At 61.7% G+C, this 14,152-nt stretch carries 15 protein-coding genes; 10 read left to right on the top strand and 5 right to left on the bottom strand.

The genetic code is table 11. From position 1 onward, the window contains the following. The first annotated feature begins 9 nt into the window (after positions 1 to 9). Positions 10 to 732 carry a heme-copper oxidase subunit III family protein gene (locus tag E4M07_RS13375; protein WP_136658845.1) on the top strand — a complete coding sequence of 241 codons (723 nt, stop codon included), beginning with the start codon at positions 10 to 12 and terminating at the stop codon, positions 730 to 732. Positions 733 to 741: 9 nt separating this feature from the next. Next, on the top strand, positions 742 to 1,128 hold the full coding sequence (locus tag E4M07_RS13370; RefSeq protein ID WP_136658844.1) for a cytochrome C oxidase subunit IV family protein: 387 nt from the start codon (positions 742 to 744) through the stop codon (positions 1,126 to 1,128). Positions 1,129 to 1,198: 70 nt separating this feature from the next. On the opposite strand, the gene E4M07_RS13365 is transcribed toward E4M07_RS13370, so the two are convergent. After that, a complete protein-coding gene (locus tag E4M07_RS13365) occupies positions 1,199 to 2,005 on the bottom strand; it encodes a DUF2189 domain-containing protein (protein ID WP_169054211.1) in 807 nt (268 codons plus the stop codon). 475 nt (positions 2,006 to 2,480) lie between these two features. Between E4M07_RS13365 and dctP (E4M07_RS13360) the strand changes: the two genes are divergently transcribed. The 5 genes from dctP (E4M07_RS13360) (at position 2,481) to E4M07_RS13340 (ending at position 7,328) form a co-directional block, all read left to right on the top strand. Further along, positions 2,481 to 3,518 (top strand): TRAP transporter substrate-binding protein DctP, encoded by a 1,038-nt coding sequence (gene dctP / locus E4M07_RS13360; RefSeq protein WP_136658842.1) that lies wholly within the window; start codon positions 2,481 to 2,483, stop codon positions 3,516 to 3,518. A 97-nt stretch (positions 3,519 to 3,615) separates the two neighbouring features. After that, complete coding sequence (locus E4M07_RS13355; protein WP_206057245.1) at positions 3,616 to 4,260, top strand: TRAP transporter small permease; 645 nt, start codon at positions 3,616 to 3,618, stop codon at positions 4,258 to 4,260. Then, complete coding sequence (locus E4M07_RS13350) at positions 4,257 to 5,579, top strand: TRAP transporter large permease (protein ID WP_136658841.1); 1,323 nt, start codon at positions 4,257 to 4,259, stop codon at positions 5,577 to 5,579. Before E4M07_RS13355 ends, E4M07_RS13350 begins: the two co-directional genes overlap by 4 nt. Positions 5,580 to 5,599: 20 nt before the next feature. Continuing rightward, positions 5,600 to 6,094 carry a heme-binding protein gene (locus tag E4M07_RS13345; protein WP_136658840.1) on the top strand — a complete coding sequence of 165 codons (495 nt, stop codon included), beginning with the start codon at positions 5,600 to 5,602 and terminating at the stop codon, positions 6,092 to 6,094. A 103-nt stretch (positions 6,095 to 6,197) separates the two neighbouring features. Beyond that, complete coding sequence (locus E4M07_RS13340; protein WP_136658839.1) at positions 6,198 to 7,328, top strand: DNA alkylation repair protein; 1,131 nt, start codon at positions 6,198 to 6,200, stop codon at positions 7,326 to 7,328. Here E4M07_RS13340 and E4M07_RS13335 read toward each other — a convergent pair. Continuing rightward, complete coding sequence (locus tag E4M07_RS13335) at positions 7,312 to 8,145, bottom strand: LytTR family DNA-binding domain-containing protein (protein ID WP_169054210.1); 834 nt, start codon at positions 8,143 to 8,145, stop codon at positions 7,312 to 7,314. The two genes, E4M07_RS13340 and E4M07_RS13335, sit on opposite strands and share 17 nt — an antisense overlap. A gap of 239 nt (positions 8,146 to 8,384) precedes the next feature. Between E4M07_RS13335 and E4M07_RS13330 the strand changes: the two genes are divergently transcribed. After that, on the top strand, positions 8,385 to 9,020 hold the full coding sequence (locus tag E4M07_RS13330; protein WP_136658837.1) for a hypothetical protein: 636 nt from the start codon (positions 8,385 to 8,387) through the stop codon (positions 9,018 to 9,020). A 2-nt stretch (positions 9,021 to 9,022) separates the two neighbouring features. After that, a complete protein-coding gene (locus E4M07_RS13325; RefSeq protein ID WP_136658836.1) occupies positions 9,023 to 9,895 on the top strand; it encodes an amidohydrolase family protein in 873 nt (290 codons plus the stop codon). A gap of 6 nt (positions 9,896 to 9,901) precedes the next feature. On the opposite strand, the gene E4M07_RS13320 is transcribed toward E4M07_RS13325, so the two are convergent. From E4M07_RS13320 to dctP (E4M07_RS13310), 3 genes are read right to left on the bottom strand one after another with little or no spacing between them, the layout of a single operon-like run. Then, on the bottom strand, positions 9,902 to 11,173 hold the full coding sequence (locus tag E4M07_RS13320; RefSeq protein WP_136658835.1) for a TRAP transporter large permease: 1,272 nt from the start codon (positions 11,171 to 11,173) through the stop codon (positions 9,902 to 9,904). Then, a complete protein-coding gene (locus E4M07_RS13315; protein WP_136658834.1) occupies positions 11,170 to 11,670 on the bottom strand; it encodes a TRAP transporter small permease in 501 nt (166 codons plus the stop codon). The genes E4M07_RS13320 and E4M07_RS13315 overlap by 4 nt, the downstream gene beginning before the upstream one ends. A 4-nt stretch (positions 11,671 to 11,674) precedes the next feature. Further along, complete coding sequence (dctP, locus tag E4M07_RS13310; RefSeq protein ID WP_136658833.1) at positions 11,675 to 12,673, bottom strand: TRAP transporter substrate-binding protein DctP; 999 nt, start codon at positions 12,671 to 12,673, stop codon at positions 11,675 to 11,677. Positions 12,674 to 12,876: 203 nt separating this feature from the next. Between dctP (E4M07_RS13310) and E4M07_RS13305 the strand changes: the two genes are divergently transcribed. After that, positions 12,877 to 14,037 carry an SMP-30/gluconolactonase/LRE family protein gene (locus E4M07_RS13305; protein ID WP_136658832.1) on the top strand — a complete coding sequence of 387 codons (1,161 nt, stop codon included), beginning with the start codon at positions 12,877 to 12,879 and terminating at the stop codon, positions 14,035 to 14,037. Positions 14,038 to 14,152: the final 115 nt, after the last annotated feature.

The raw sequence follows: 14,152 nt of genomic DNA, 5'->3' as shown, positions 1-14,152 counted from the left end.
GGAATGAGCATGGCGCAAAGCACGGACCAATCGACCGTAACCCAACCGCAGCTCAAACCGGGCTGGGACGGCATTGTCTCGGACTGGTCGTCGGACCAACGCTCCTTCAAGACCGCATCCTGGCACAAGGCGATGATGTGGATCTTCCTTTTGAGCGACACATTCGTCTTCGGCACATTCCTGCTGTCCTACATGACGGCGCGCATGTCGACGGCCATACCCTGGCCGAACCCCAGCGAGGTGTTCGCGCTGCATGTCGGCGGCATCAACTTCCCGCTCTTGCTGATCGCCATCATGACATTCGTGCTCATCTCCAGCAGCGGCACAATGGTGATGGCGGTGAATTACGGCTACCGCAAAAACCGCAAGATGACCGTGTTGTTCCTGCTTGTGACGGCCTTTCTCGGCGCCACATTCGTCGGGATGCAGGCCTTCGAGTGGACCAAGCTGATCTCGGAAGGCGTGCGGCCGTGGGGCAACCCGTGGGGTGCATCGCAGTTCGGCGCGTCCTTCTTCATGATCACCGGGTTCCACGGAACCCACGTGACCCTTGGCGTCATATTCCTGCTGATTGTGGCCCGTAAGGTCTGGCGCGGCGACTACGATGTCGGGCGACGCGGCTTTTTCACCAGTCGGCGCGGCCAGTATGAGAGCGTCGAGGTGATGGGGCTCTACTGGCACTTCGTCGACCTGGTCTGGGTCTTCATCTTCGCGTTTTTCTATCTTTGGTGAGGAAATCTCATGGAACGCACGGAAACCTACGATGAAACATTGAACGACGCCGCGCAGCAGGCTGACTTCGAGGACGACGATAGCCTTCACCAGCATCACCCGCTCAAGGTCTATTTCATCGTCTGGGGTTGGCTGTTCATATTGAGCGCCGCATCCTATTTCGTCGACTATATCGGGCTGCAGGGCTATCTGCGGTGGACGCTGATCCTGATTTTCATGGTTGCCAAGGCCGGGCTGATCATGGCGATCTTCATGCATATGAAATGGGAACGGCCGGCACTCAACTACGCCATTCTCCTGCCGCCGATAGCGATCCTGGTTTTCGTCGCCATTATGGCACTAGAATCGGACTACACGATCCTGACACGGCTCACCTATTTCGGTACCGACGGGTGACCGGCAAACTTTTCGCAATAAAAAACCGGCGCTTACGGCGCCGGTTTTTTTGTCCGTCCTGTAGACGGTGTCACTTGCTTTCCGGTTGCGCGACAACCTTCCTGTAAAGATGCCAGGTCGCGTGTCCGAGCACCGGCATTACGATTGCCAGTCCGACCAGAAGCGGGATCGATCCGATCAGAAGGGTAATGGCGACGATCAGGCCCCACAGGATCATCTGAACAGGATTTGCGGCTACGGCACGCACGGAGGTCTCGATCGCGGAATAGGCGCCGACATCGCGGTCGAGCAGCAGCGGAAAGGCGATGACCGTCGTGCACAGCACCACAAGTGCAAAGACGAACCCGACGGCATTGCCGACAATGATCAGCATCCAGCCCTGCTGCGTCGACAGGACACTGCCCACGAAGGCCCAGATGGAATCCGGCGCCGCCTGCCCGTAAAGGCCCTGATAGATCGCCTGTGCCGCGTACATCCACGCAACGAACATCACGACGAGCACCGCGCCGACGGCGAGGATCGCCGGAATAGCAGGGGAGCGCGTCACCTCGAGCGCGTGTTTCCAGGACGTGTCCAGTCCCAGTTCGCGCCGCCGGCTGATCTCATAAAGGCCGATCGCGGCGATCGGTCCGAGAAGGGCAAATCCCGCCATCAGCGGATAGACGAGCTGCAACGCATTGCCGCCCGATGTCCAGGTAATCAGCACGACGCCGACGATCGGATAGATCAGACATAAAAATACATAATGCGACGGCTTGTCCCAGAAATCATCGAGCCCCTTGCGAAGCGCGTCGACCACATCCGCATTCGAGATCTTGCGGATTTGCGGATGCGCGACATCTCCATCAGAGCCGGTGATGACGTGGATATTCCCCATAACCATTCCTCCCTTCGTCGGGTTCGGCATGGTCACGGACCGATGTGGTGCCCTTGGCTCGGCCGGTCACGCAGTCCGCGACCTGCACTGGCCTCACTATAGCCGCACTGCGCCATTTTGTCGCGCCCAGAAGGCAAGAATACACTGCCGGTTTTCCTCAGATGTTCGGGACGGTTAACCGTTGCGGATCCGGTTCCGCAACGCGGGTGCGGCGACACGACTGCAATCCCCTTCGAGGTATTCGCCGTTCCGGATTTTGCGCTGATTCTTCCGAAAATCCGTCCTGGGGCGGTCGAAACCCGGCAATCCAGATTTTATTCGTGGGTCAAAAAATCTCGAAAATAAATCAGTTAGACAAAAAATATCGATATTATTGCATTTTGAATTTTTGCGTTCTAATATCGGCCAACCTGTCAAATCAGGAATTCGTGATCGGACCGCAACGGCCGGTCGGAAGCATAAATGGGAGGACCCGATGACATTGCGACTTTCTCTGCTTGCCGGCGCTCTGGCGAGTGCCGCCGTCCTGAGCCCGAGCGCCCATGCGGCGAATATCGATGGGCCGAAAGTATTCTGGAAGATTTCCATGTGGGGCAATCCGCGCGCCTTGTCGGCGGGGATGGAAGCGCTGGCGGAAAAGGCGGCAGCGGAGACTGACGGCAACTTCGAAATCAAGATTTTCTACGGTGGCCAGCTTTCACAGGCGCGCGAGAATCTCGACGGCCTGAAACTCAACGCATTCGAGGGCGCCGCGTTCTGCAACTTCTACCACCCCGGCAAGAACCCGTCCTTCATGGTGTTCTCGCTCCCCTTCCTGCCGCTGGGCGATCCGAAGGTGGATAAATATGTGCGCTCGAAGATGTTCGAGCATCCGGCGCTCGTTGCCGACATGGAAAAATGGAACGCCATTCCGTACGTCTCGGGCCTGTTGCCGCAGTATGAGATCCTCGGCAAGGGCGATGCGCCCGAGTCCCTCGAGGACTGGGACGGCATGCGCGTGCGGGCCGGCGGCGGCCTTGGCTCGGCCATGGAGAAGCTGGGCGCGACCAAGGTGACCCTGCCCGCCGGCGAGACCTCGACGGCGTTTCAGCGCGGTGCGCTCGATGCGGCGGCCTTTCCGTTCACCTACGCCCACGTGGCTTTCAAGATCAGTGACGAGGCGGACTGGTTCACCAGCAATCTTACGCCCGGAACATCGGAATGCGGATGGGTGTTCAACAAGACCGCCTTCGATGCACTGCCCAAGCAGTATCAGGATTTCCTGATGGAAAACCGTGACCTCGTCATGGACACCGAGCTGGCGGCCTATGCCGAGCAGGACAAGAAGAACCTGCCGGTGTTCGAGGAAACCCTGAAGAAGATCACCTATTCGGACGAGGACCTTGAGCGCTTCCGCGAGGTCGCGGGCAAGCCCGTCTGGGACGAATGGATCGCAGCCAACAAGGACAAGTTCGACTCTCAGGGCGTGTTCGATGCGATCTGGCAGTATGCTGATGAGGCCAGGGCGCAATAGGGCCTCAACAGCTGGCCGGAACCGGAGGTGGAGCATCACATCGGTTCCGGCATCCCCTCCTCCGCATCATTGACGAGCGACGCGCCAAGGGCATGCCATGACAACACAGCCGAGTGCACCGGATGAAATCGGTCCGGGTCCGGTCGCCCGTTTGGGGCGTATGTTCGCGCCGCTGGAAGACGCCGCCAACATGGTCGCCGGCATTGCCATCTTCGTCCTGATGGTGCTCGGCATCGCCCAGATCGGGCTGCGCTCGATCTTCAACTCCCCGATCACCGGCTATATCGATCTCGTGGAGCTGTCCATGGCGAGCATGGCTTTTCTCGGCGCCGCCTACTGTCAGCGCCTCGGTGCCCATATCCGCATGGAGCTGTTCATCGGAGGCCTTCGCGGGCGCGTTCTGTGGGCCGCCGAATCGCTCGCCACGCTGGTCGGCCTCGGCATTGTCGGTGTGCTCATCTGGTACGGGTGGGACCACTTCATGCGCTCCTATCAGCTGGGCGACTCGACCATTGACGCGGAGTTTCCCGTCTGGCCGTCAAAACTGCTGGTTCCTGTTGCCTTTTCTCTCTGGTTCGTGCGCCTGGCGATACAGCTCGCCGGATCCATCCGGCTGCTGATCAATCCGGCACTGGCACCCGAGGGCGTCAGCGTTCACAAGGACGTTTCGGAGGTGGCCAAGGAAGAAATCGAAGGGGCGCTCGGCGAGACCATCGACGAAGCAGCCGGGACGAAGCCATGATTATCGGCATCGGCTTCGACGATCCGCTCACGGTCGGCCTCATCGGCCTCGGACTGCTGCTGTTCCTTGTCTTCCTTGGCGTGCGTGTCGTTTTCGCCGCCGCCGTGACGGGACTGTTCGGGCTGGTGGAACTGCTCGGCTGGGGACCGGCGGCCGGCATCGTGGGCACGATCCCGCACTCCAAATCATCCACCTATGCGCTCAGCGTCCTGCCGATGTTCATCTTCATCGGCTTCCTGGCATTCCATGCCGGCATGACGCGCCAGCTATTCGAGGCCGCCCGCAAATGGGTTGGCTGGGTGCCGGGCGGCCTCGCCGTCGCCACCGTGTTTGCGACCGCCGGATTTGCGGCCGTTTCCGGCGCATCGGTCGCGACATCAGCGGTCTTCGCCCGGGTTGCCATCCCCGAAATGCTGAAATACGGCTATGACAAGAAACTGGCGGCCGGGGTCGTCGCTGCAGGCGGTACGCTGGCGACGCTGATCCCGCCTTCGGCCATCCTTGTCATCTACGCCATCATCGTCGAGGAATCCGTCGGCCAGCTGCTGCTCGCCGGCTTCCTGCCGGGCGCCGTATCGGCGCTCATCTATGCCGCCATCATTATTGTATGGTCCTTCGTTGCACCGGACTCCGCACCGTCTGTCGGGGGATTTTCCTGGCGCGAGCGCTTCGCAACGCTGCCTGGCGTCTCGCCGATCCTGCTCGTCGTCGTCATCATCATATCCGCCATCTATAACGGCTGGGCGACACCGACCGAGGCGGGCGCTCTGGGCGCCGGTGTCGTTTTCGTCCTGGCGCTTTTCAGGGGTACCGGCTTCAAGACGATCCGGGCCGCGCTGATGGAATCGGCAAAGCTGACCGCGATGATCTTCTCGCTCATCTGGGGCGTGCTGATCTTCGTGCGCTTCCTCGGATTTTCCGGACTGCCGGAGGCGTTCACGTCGTGGATCCTCAGCCTCGACACGGACCCGATGGTGATCATGATCTGTATCCTGGTGGCCTACGCGGTCCTCGGCATGTTCATGGACGCCATCGGCATGCTGCTTCTGACACTGCCGGTGGTCTACCCGGCCGTGATCGCGCTGGGTTTCGATTCCATCTGGTTCGGCATCATTGTCGTCAAGATGGCCGAGGTCTGCCTGATCACACCGCCGATCGGCCTTAACTGCTTCGTCGTCAACGGCGTACGGCCGGACATTCCGCTCGGCCAGATATTCCGCGGGGTGATGCTGTTCTTCGTCGCCGACGTGATTACAATTGCCGTGCTGCTGGCTTTCCCGGAAATCGTCACCTGGCTGCCCGACCTCATGCGCAACTGACAATTCGGAGGGACTATTTCATGCGTATCAAGACCTCGATGCCACTGACCCTTGCGGAAAAAATCGTCGACGGGGCGCTCGCCGCCGGGCGCGCGGAGGACATGCATCCCCTCACTGTCGTTGTGTTGAATGCGGGCGGTCACATCGTTGCATCCAAGAGCGAAGACGGTTCGGGCATCCTGCGCTTCGACGTGGCGCGCGGCAAAGCCTGGGGCGCCCTCGGCATGGGCGTTTCAAGCCGCCTGATCAGGGACCGATTGAGCAAGCGCCCCGTTTTCCAGAACGCGCTCGCCGCCGCCTCCGACGGCCGCTTCGTCCCGGTGCCTGGCGGCGTCCTGGTGCTCGATGATGACGGCAGCACGATCGGCGCCGTCGGCATCAGCGGCGACAGCTCGGAGAAGGACGAATACTGCGCCATTCAGGGTGCACGGGCGGCTAGCCTAGCGACCGAACCGGCTGAGCCCGATCCCGACTGGCGCGGCACCTCGCTGTCCGACATCGATGAGGATAACTGAAATCAGGCAACCGCATAGTGGATAATCCCGCATCTTCCTGACAGGCCGCTGTAAGGAGGGCTGTGATCTATTCGGGCCGATACAGGCGAGGAGACGCGCATCGATGCCCGAACCATTCAAGAACTTCTTCAACGCGGACCTGGTCGCGGCGATGGCGGAGCACCTGGCGCGCCAGTCGCCGCAATTCGACGCCGGACTGTTTTCGAAGCGCGCGCTTGACGGGCTCGATGCGCTGGAACTGAAACAGCGCTCCAACCACATTACCGACGCGCTGTCCGCCAGCCTTCCAGGTGATTTCAGGGCCGCTTGCGCCATCCTTGTCGGCGCCCTTCACCCGGAAGACGATGTCGACCTTTCGGAACTGTCGAGCGACGCACGCGGCCTCCGCGGCTGGGCGGTCCTTCCGATGGCCGAATTCGTGGCGCGCGGGGGTCTTGACGATTTCGACCACAGCATGGACGTGCTGAAGGAGATGACGAAGCGGATGAGCGCCGAATTCGCCGTGCGCCCCTTCATAGCCGCCGACACGAAACGCGCTATGCGGCATGTTTCGCGGTGGGCGAAGGACGGCAACTACCACGTCCGGCGCCTGGCATCTGAAGGCACCCGCCCGCGTCTTCCCTGGGGCATGCGCCTCAACGTCTTTGTCGCGGATCCGTCGCCGATCCTGCCCGTCCTGGAAACGCTGCGGGACGACCCGCAGGACTATGTGCGCCGCTCCGTCGCCAACAGTCTCAATGACATCGCCAAGGACCATCCGGATCTCGTCGCCCGGATCGCCGGCAATTGGCTAACGGGCAATCCGGGCAAGAACCGCGAGAGGCTGGTCCGGCATGCCTGCCGCTCGCTCATCAAGGCCGGCCACCGCCCGACGCTCGGAACGCTGGGTTACGGGCCCGCTCAGGTGGCGCTCGACGGGCTTTCGCTCGACCGCGACACGGTCCACATGGGTGAGACGCTGCGGATATCCGCCGACATACGATCGACCGCGACATCGGAGCAGGAGGTGATCGTCGACTATGTCGTCCATCACCGGAAGGCCAATGGCAGCACGTCACCCAAGGTGTTCAAGTGGAAGACCCTGCGCCTTGCGGCCGGTGAGCGCATGGTTTTCGAGAAGAAGCACTCGTTGCGCGCCGTCACCACGCGCACCTATTACGGCGGGCGGCACGTTGTCGAGATCCAGGCCAACGGACAACGCCTCGGGGAACGGGCCTTCACGCTTGTTGTGTAGCGCCGCCGCCGGCGGAAACGCCGCCCAAGTCGAACCGGCCTTGCACGGCACTGCGGAAACGCCTGCTGACCGGCACGACATCGCCGTTCCGCAAGCGCAGCTTCATGTTTCGTTTCTCGGTGAAAACGGAAGAGACGGCAGCGCCGGCGACCCAGTGGGACCGGTGCACCTGCATTCCGAGAGCACCCGGCAACAGCGCCACGATGTCGGAAAACCGGCCAAGCACCATGCGCTGCTCCTCCGTCGTGTTGATAATGACGTAGTGTTCCTGCGCCTCGACGCGCAGCAGTGCGCCTTTCAGCGGCGCATCGAGCATCGGCAGTTGCTCCGGACCCAGGACGTGGGCCTCGTCCAGCGGCTGCTCGAATTCCCGCAGCAACAGCGTGGGTGATCCGCTGCGGGCAATCAGCCGCGGCAGCGAGACCAGAAGGCACAGGAACAGGTGATCATCGGCGAGATAGCCGACCTCAAGAAAAAACTCCCGCAGGAATGCCCCCTCGGCCCCACCGGGCACGGCAAGGCCCAGTTCCGGAAAGCCGAGGACGATGTCGAGTGCCGTGATCGCGAGAACGAACGGAATCAGGCTGAGCAGGAAGGCCGACGAGAACAGCAGGAACCGGCGTTCTCTTGCCATGCCAGCCGCCTCGAGCAGGCTCCGGAAGGCGATGAACAGGCCGCATTCTATCGACAACCGCACCAGCCAGTAGGCGTAAAGAAAGATGCGCAGGTCGCCAAACGCGTTCGGATTGGTGGCCGCAACGATGCCTGCAGCCAAGAGAGTCGCTGCCAGAACGTAGACGGTTTCAGACCACTTCATAGGCGCCGAATTCCTGCTCATTCGCGCTTCTTGAATGGTACACTACCATATGTTTCTGATATTTAATAATAAAAATAGATGCATCCGTTCAACTATGCATTGTTTGTACCATTCAAGTATTGGCATTTTGAGCCCGATTGAACCGACTCATGCGCGCGCCATAATGAGCCGCATGGTCTGCGGGCCACTGATGATGTCGACAACCGCGCAATTCTCCGCACACACGGAAGGAACCATGCATGTTCAAGAAAGCACTCCTCGTTTCGACGCTGGTCCTCGCGCCTTTGTCGTTTGCGGTCGCGGACAATCCGCCGATGGGATTTTTCATCACCAGCGTCGGGCCCGGGGACGGCGGCAATCTTGGCGGCATCGAAGGCGCCGACGCCTATTGCCAGCAGCTTGCCGAGGCCGCCGGCAGCACCGGCCGCACCTGGCGTGCCTATCTCAGCACCGAAGAGGACGGAAAACGCGGCATCTCGGCGCGCGACCGGATCGGCTCTGGCCCCTGGTACAATGCCGCCGGCGAGCTGATTGCCGTGGATGTCGATCAACTGCATATCAACCCGAACATCGTCAAACGCACGGCGCTCGACGAGAGCGGCAGTCCGGTCAAGGGTCGCGGCGACAGCCCCAATCAGCATGACATCCTCACCGGATCGATGGCCGACGGCACCGCCTATTTCCCGGACGACAAGGACCATACCTGCGGCAACTGGACGAGCAACAACGAAGGCAGCGCGCAGGTCGGCCACCATGACCGCCACGGCGGCGGCAACACCTCGTGGAATTCGGCGCATCCTTCACGCGGCTGCAGCCCGGAAGCGCTCGCGCGGACAGGCGGCGCCGGTCTTTTCATGTGCTTCGCGGCGGACTGACAATGAAATATCAGGTGCTCCTTGCCGTCTTTGCGACTCTGTTCGGTCTAACCGCCCTGGCCGATGACGGCCATGGACCGATCGGAGACGCCATAGAGGACGTTCCGATCTTCGATGCACACGTGCATTACAAGGAACCGGCATGGGGCCCCTACCCTCCGGAAACGGTCATCGCGTTGATGGACCGAAACGGCGTTGCCATGGCGCTGGTCTCATCAACACCGGATGAAGGCACGATCCGTCTGTTCGAATTTGCGCCGGACAGAATCGTTCCCGAACTGCGCCCCTATCACGGCAGCGCCGGTTCCGGGAACTGGACCAAGGCCGAAGGTATGCTGGATTATTTAAGGGACCGGCTTCAGCGCTTCCCCCATGAGGGGCTGGGCGAGTTCCATGTCCACAGCCTGGATCCGAGCGATCGGCCGTTTCTGGAGGAGGTTGCCGCCCTTGCCGTCGACCATGACATCCCGATCCACATCCACTCGGGATTCGGTCCGGTGGAGCTGTTCTACGAGTTCGCCCCGTCACTGACGATCATCTGGGCCCATGCCGGCATGTCCGATCCGCCGGAAACGGTCGACCGGATGATGTCGCAGTATCCGACGCTCTATGCGGACACGTCCTACCGCGAAGGCGATATCCTGCGGAACTGGGAACGCTGGCAGCCGGTGATCATGCGTCATGCCGACCGGCTCATGGTCGGCTCCGATACCTGGGTCAACAGCCAGTGGGCCGACTATGACGGCCTCATTGCGAAAAACCGGCAATGGCTGGCGCGGCTGCCGCGCGAGACGGCCGAAAAGATCGCCTTCCGAAACGCGGCAAAACTGTTCGGGCGGGAAGATGCGTTCCCGGACGAGTCAGACGGTTCCTGACGACGCTTACACGCCGTGGGGAATCCACAGCGCCAGCCCCTTCCAGAACCACAGCAGCACTGCCGTCGCCAGCAGGATCGCCACGAACGGAAAAGCGCCGCGGGCTACCTCGGCAAGATCCGCCTTGCCGACACCCTGTATGACGAACAGGTTCATGCCGACCGGCGGCGTAATCAACGCGGTCTCGATCAGGACGACAAAGAAGATGCCGAACCAGATCGGGTCGATGCCGATCGCGGCGAGCGACGGATAAAGCACCGGCACCATGATCAGCAGCATGGAGAGCGATTCCAGGAACAGCCCGATGACCAGCAAGACAATGCCGACGGCAAGCACGAACAGGCCGGCATCGCTGATGCCGGCGGTGAGCATTGCGGTAATGTCCTGCGGTATCCGGTAGATGGTGATCGCGTAGGAGAAGACCTTGGCGCCGGCAACGATCAGGAAGATCATCGCCGTCGTCTTCATGGCGTCATACACCGCCTGTTGCAGCAGGTCGAATGTCATGCGGCCCATTGCCGTGGTCAGGATGAGCGCCAGCACAAATCCGACGGCCGCGCTTTCCGACGGCGTTGCGATGCCGAGATAGATCGATCCGATGATCGCACCGGCCAGTACCACCGTCGGCAACGCCATCAGCGTTGCCCGGCGCCGTTCCGGCCAGCCGGCCCGAGGCACCTGTCCGGCGTCTCCGCGGATTTTGGCCCGGGCAAAGCCGTACACCACAAATGCCAGGCAAAGAAACAGGCCGGGACCGATGCCGGCAAGGAAAAGGTCCGTGATGGAGGTCTCTGTGATCACGCCGTAGAGAATCAGGGGGATGGAGGGCGGAATGAGGATGCCGAGCGTCCCGCCGGCCGCCAGCAGGCCGAATACATAGGACCGCTCATAGCCGCGTTCGGTCATTTCCGGCACGGCCACGGTGCCGATGGTTGCTGCCGTTGCCACCGAAGAACCTGAAATCGCCGAAAACAACCCGCAGGAGAGCACAGTCGCGATCCCCAGCCCGCCCGGCCAGTGTCCCACCCAGCATTGCACGGCGGCATAGAGGTCGCCGCCCACCCGGCCCTTCAGAAGCACGTTGGACATCAGCAGGAACATCGGCACCGCGAGAAGCTCGAAACTGTCCATCGTACCGAACAGCCGCTGCGGCACGGCGTTGAGCGGCAGGGGATAAATCCACAACAGGAAAACACCAAGCCCGCCCATCGCGAAGGCCACCGGTACGCGCAGAAGAAGCAGAGCCAGCAGCCCGACGATGATGAGAACGGCCGTCATCGCCCGTCTAGCGGCAACGGCCGCGTCCACAGGCGGATCAGCTCGGCGGCGACCTGCATTGCAAGCAGGGCAAAGCCGATCCACACCGATGCATCGGTGAACCAGGCGGGCAGCGCCAGTACGGTGTCGGTCGTGTGGCCGCGCAGCGTTGCCTGGAGCCACAATTCGAAGCCGTAGTAGACCGTGACGAAACAGAACAGGCCGATGACGAGAAGCGCGAGGGTCTCCGCGAACTTGCGTGCCAGCGTTCCCGGCTTGCGGAAGGCGATGTCGATGACAACCATCTCGCGATGCTTGAGCGTGAACGCCGCTGCAAGATAGGCGGCCCAGATCTGGCCGATCCGCGCGGTCTCGTCCACCCAGATGGTCGGCGCGGTGAACACGTAGCGCATGACCACCTCATAGGTGACGATCAGACCGATTGCGAAAAACACCCAGGCGGCGAATCGTCCGGCAAGTTCCGAAAGTCCGTCGGCTAGGCGGACGAGGGTTCCCACGGGATTATCGACCTTCCTCTTCCAGGCCGGCCCGGACCACGGCCTCGCCGGTCGGACCGATCTCGGCCATGAAGCGGTCGATGACGGAACTCGTGGCCGCGCGCCACCTGTCGCGTTCCTCGGCGGTCAGGTCGACGACGGTCATCTTGGCGCGCAGAGCCTCGACGGCCTGCGCCTCCTGCGCGTAGATCGCGTCACGCAATTCCTCTTCCACCGTGGACGCCGCGTCGAGCAACAACTGCTGGTTCTCGGGCGAAAGGCTCTCGAAGAAATCGTTGTTCATGACGGCCACGAACTCGATCACGCTGTCGAAGGTCAGTGTCATGTTCGGCATGACCTCGTAGAGCTTGCGGCTTTCGACCGCCGATGCGCCGGTCATGCCGATATCGACCGCCCCCTGCTGATAGGCGAGGAACTGCTGCGAGCCGGACATGATCGTCGGAGCACCGCCCAGCGCCTCCACGGTCCAGCTCTGGACCTTGCCGTAAGAGCGCACTTTCTTGCCGCGCACGTCTTCGGGCAGGCTGAGCGGCTCGTTCTTGCTGAGAAAAACGTTGCGACCGAAGGCCTGCCACCACAGGACCCGGGCGCCCGTTTCCTCCAGGATAGCGGTATCCAGCAGTTGACGCATGGGGGAACCGCTGGAGACCGACAGCCGCAGCGCCGCCTCGTCCTTGAAGAAGAAGGGCAGCGCGACGACATCGACCGCGGGAACCGAACCGGTGAACCGGCCGAGAAAAGCCGACCCCGCCTCGATGGCGCCTGAGCCGACGGCCTCCGGCACCTGGTTGTCCTTGTAGAGCTGGGCGGAAGGAAAGAGCTGCAATTCAAGTTCGCCGCCGCTCTCCCGCTCGATGATCTCCTTGAAACGGTTCCAGTTCCTGCCCAGCGAATGGGATTCAGGAAGTTGCAGCGTTACGCGGATGATCGTTTTCGCCTCGGCGGCGGGCAGGCCCGACAGAATCAGGCAGATGCAAAGAAGGCCGACCAGTCTGATTTTCATTTTCGATTCTTCCTCTGAAAGGGCGCCCGGCCAAACAGCCGCACATTAAGGCCCGCTTCTCGGCCAGAAAAGGGTTCAACTATTGTTTTGCGTCGCAATAATTCACAGTTTTGCGCAGCGCCGCCACGCTTTATCATTGCCGCGGGAAAGACCGGCCCGGTACACTGATATCGTCCTTCGCTTGGGGTGGAAAGCAAAGACGCATGAAATCGATCCTGTCACTCGTTGCGGTCATTGCAATCGCAGCCGCCGCCTATCTCACGCTCTGGCCGGTTCCCATCGAACCGGTGGCCTGGAGCGCGCCGAAGGATGGCGGATTTGCGGGCGCATTCAGTACGAACAACCGGTTGGCGGACCTCAAATTCATCGATCTCGCGGGGCATCAGGGACCGGTGGACGCGGCACTCGGCCTGGACGGCAGGATCTATACCGCCACCCGTGACGGCTCCATCGTCAGGATCGATCTCGAGACCGGATCTTCCGAGCAAATCGCCTCGACCGGCGGGCGGCCGATGGGCATCGAGTTCGGCCCCGACGACCGCCTGTTCATCACCGACGCGCTGCGCGGCCTCATGGTGATGGAAAAGGACGGCAAGATCATCCACCTTGCCGACCGGACCAGCGACGGATCGCCCATAACCTATGCCAATGACCTCGATGTCAGCCGGACGGGTGTCGTCTATTTCACCGATTCCAGCGACAAGTTCACAGCCGCCGGCGAAGGCGGCGCCCTCGAAGCGTCGCTGCTCGACACGATGGAACAGGGCCGAACCGGCCGGATCATGAGATACGATCCGGCCAGGGGCGAGACCGTGGTCATCGCCCGCGGACTCAGTTTTGCCAACGGCATCGCCCTGTCCGACGACGACAGCTACCTGCTGGTCACCGAAACGGGAACCTACACGGTCTGGCGTCTTTGGCTCTCGGGACCGAAGGTGGCCACCTTCGAGCCGGTCGTCCTCAACCTTCCGGGCTATCCGGACAATCTCAACCGCGCCGGCGACAACACGTTCTGGCTGGGGCTGGCAAGCCCGCGCTCCGGTTCGATCGACGCGCTTTCCGATCAACCCTTCCTGCGCAAGATGGTTCAGCGTCTTCCGGCGACCATGCGCCCGCAATTGCAGCGCTACAGCATGGTCGTGCGCATCGACGGCAACGGCAACGTGCTCGAGACACTGCAGGATCCGGACGGAAAATACGCGCTCAACACGGGTGCCCTGCCCGGCCCCAACGGCGAACTGGTGGTCACCAGCCTGACGGAGCCCCGCCTCGGCTATCTGGAGCCGGGCTGGGACAAATGCACGAAGACGCCTCCGAACTGGCCGCACGCGGCGGCTAGACAGGCCTCCGGCCTGCTGACATAGCCAAAAGTCGCATACGCCGGCGCTAGAATTCGCCACAATCTGTAACCAGATCATCCTCAACGGGACATGCCTGCATCACGCCGCTCACGCGGCCGAAACGAACGTGCAAGGAGTG

The sequence above is a fragment of the Nitratireductor sp. XY-223 genome (genome assembly GCF_004959855.1).
Classification (GTDB): Bacteria; Pseudomonadota; Alphaproteobacteria; order Rhizobiales; family Rhizobiaceae; genus Hoeflea_A.
Note: the sequence above shows the minus strand (reverse complement) of the source record. Positions and strands in the feature narration are given on the sequence as shown.

Excerpts from the sequence above, each read along its gene's own strand:
- E4M07_RS13375 (WP_136658845.1), top strand. The coding sequence starts at position 10 with ATGGCGCAAAGCACGGACCAATCGACCGTAACCCAACCGCAGCTCAAA.
- E4M07_RS13370 (WP_136658844.1), top strand. The coding sequence starts at position 742 with ATGGAACGCACGGAAACCTACGATGAAACATTGAACGACGCCGCGCAG.
- E4M07_RS13365 (WP_169054211.1), bottom strand. The coding sequence starts at position 2,005 with ATGGGGAATATCCACGTCATCACCGGCTCTGATGGAGATGTCGCGCAT.
- dctP (WP_136658842.1), top strand. The coding sequence starts at position 2,481 with ATGACATTGCGACTTTCTCTGCTTGCCGGCGCTCTGGCGAGTGCCGCC.
- E4M07_RS13355 (WP_206057245.1), top strand. The coding sequence starts at position 3,616 with ATGACAACACAGCCGAGTGCACCGGATGAAATCGGTCCGGGTCCGGTC.
- E4M07_RS13350 (WP_136658841.1), top strand. The coding sequence starts at position 4,257 with ATGATTATCGGCATCGGCTTCGACGATCCGCTCACGGTCGGCCTCATC.
- E4M07_RS13345 (WP_136658840.1), top strand. The coding sequence starts at position 5,600 with ATGCGTATCAAGACCTCGATGCCACTGACCCTTGCGGAAAAAATCGTC.
- E4M07_RS13340 (WP_136658839.1), top strand. The coding sequence starts at position 6,198 with ATGCCCGAACCATTCAAGAACTTCTTCAACGCGGACCTGGTCGCGGCG.
- E4M07_RS13335 (WP_169054210.1), bottom strand. The coding sequence starts at position 8,145 with ATGAAGTGGTCTGAAACCGTCTACGTTCTGGCAGCGACTCTCTTGGCT.
- E4M07_RS13330 (WP_136658837.1), top strand. The coding sequence starts at position 8,385 with ATGTTCAAGAAAGCACTCCTCGTTTCGACGCTGGTCCTCGCGCCTTTG.
- E4M07_RS13325 (WP_136658836.1), top strand. The coding sequence starts at position 9,023 with ATGAAATATCAGGTGCTCCTTGCCGTCTTTGCGACTCTGTTCGGTCTA.
- E4M07_RS13320 (WP_136658835.1), bottom strand. The coding sequence starts at position 11,173 with ATGACGGCCGTTCTCATCATCGTCGGGCTGCTGGCTCTGCTTCTTCTG.
- dctP (WP_136658833.1), bottom strand. The coding sequence starts at position 12,673 with ATGAAAATCAGACTGGTCGGCCTTCTTTGCATCTGCCTGATTCTGTCG.
- E4M07_RS13305 (WP_136658832.1), top strand. The coding sequence starts at position 12,877 with ATGAAATCGATCCTGTCACTCGTTGCGGTCATTGCAATCGCAGCCGCC.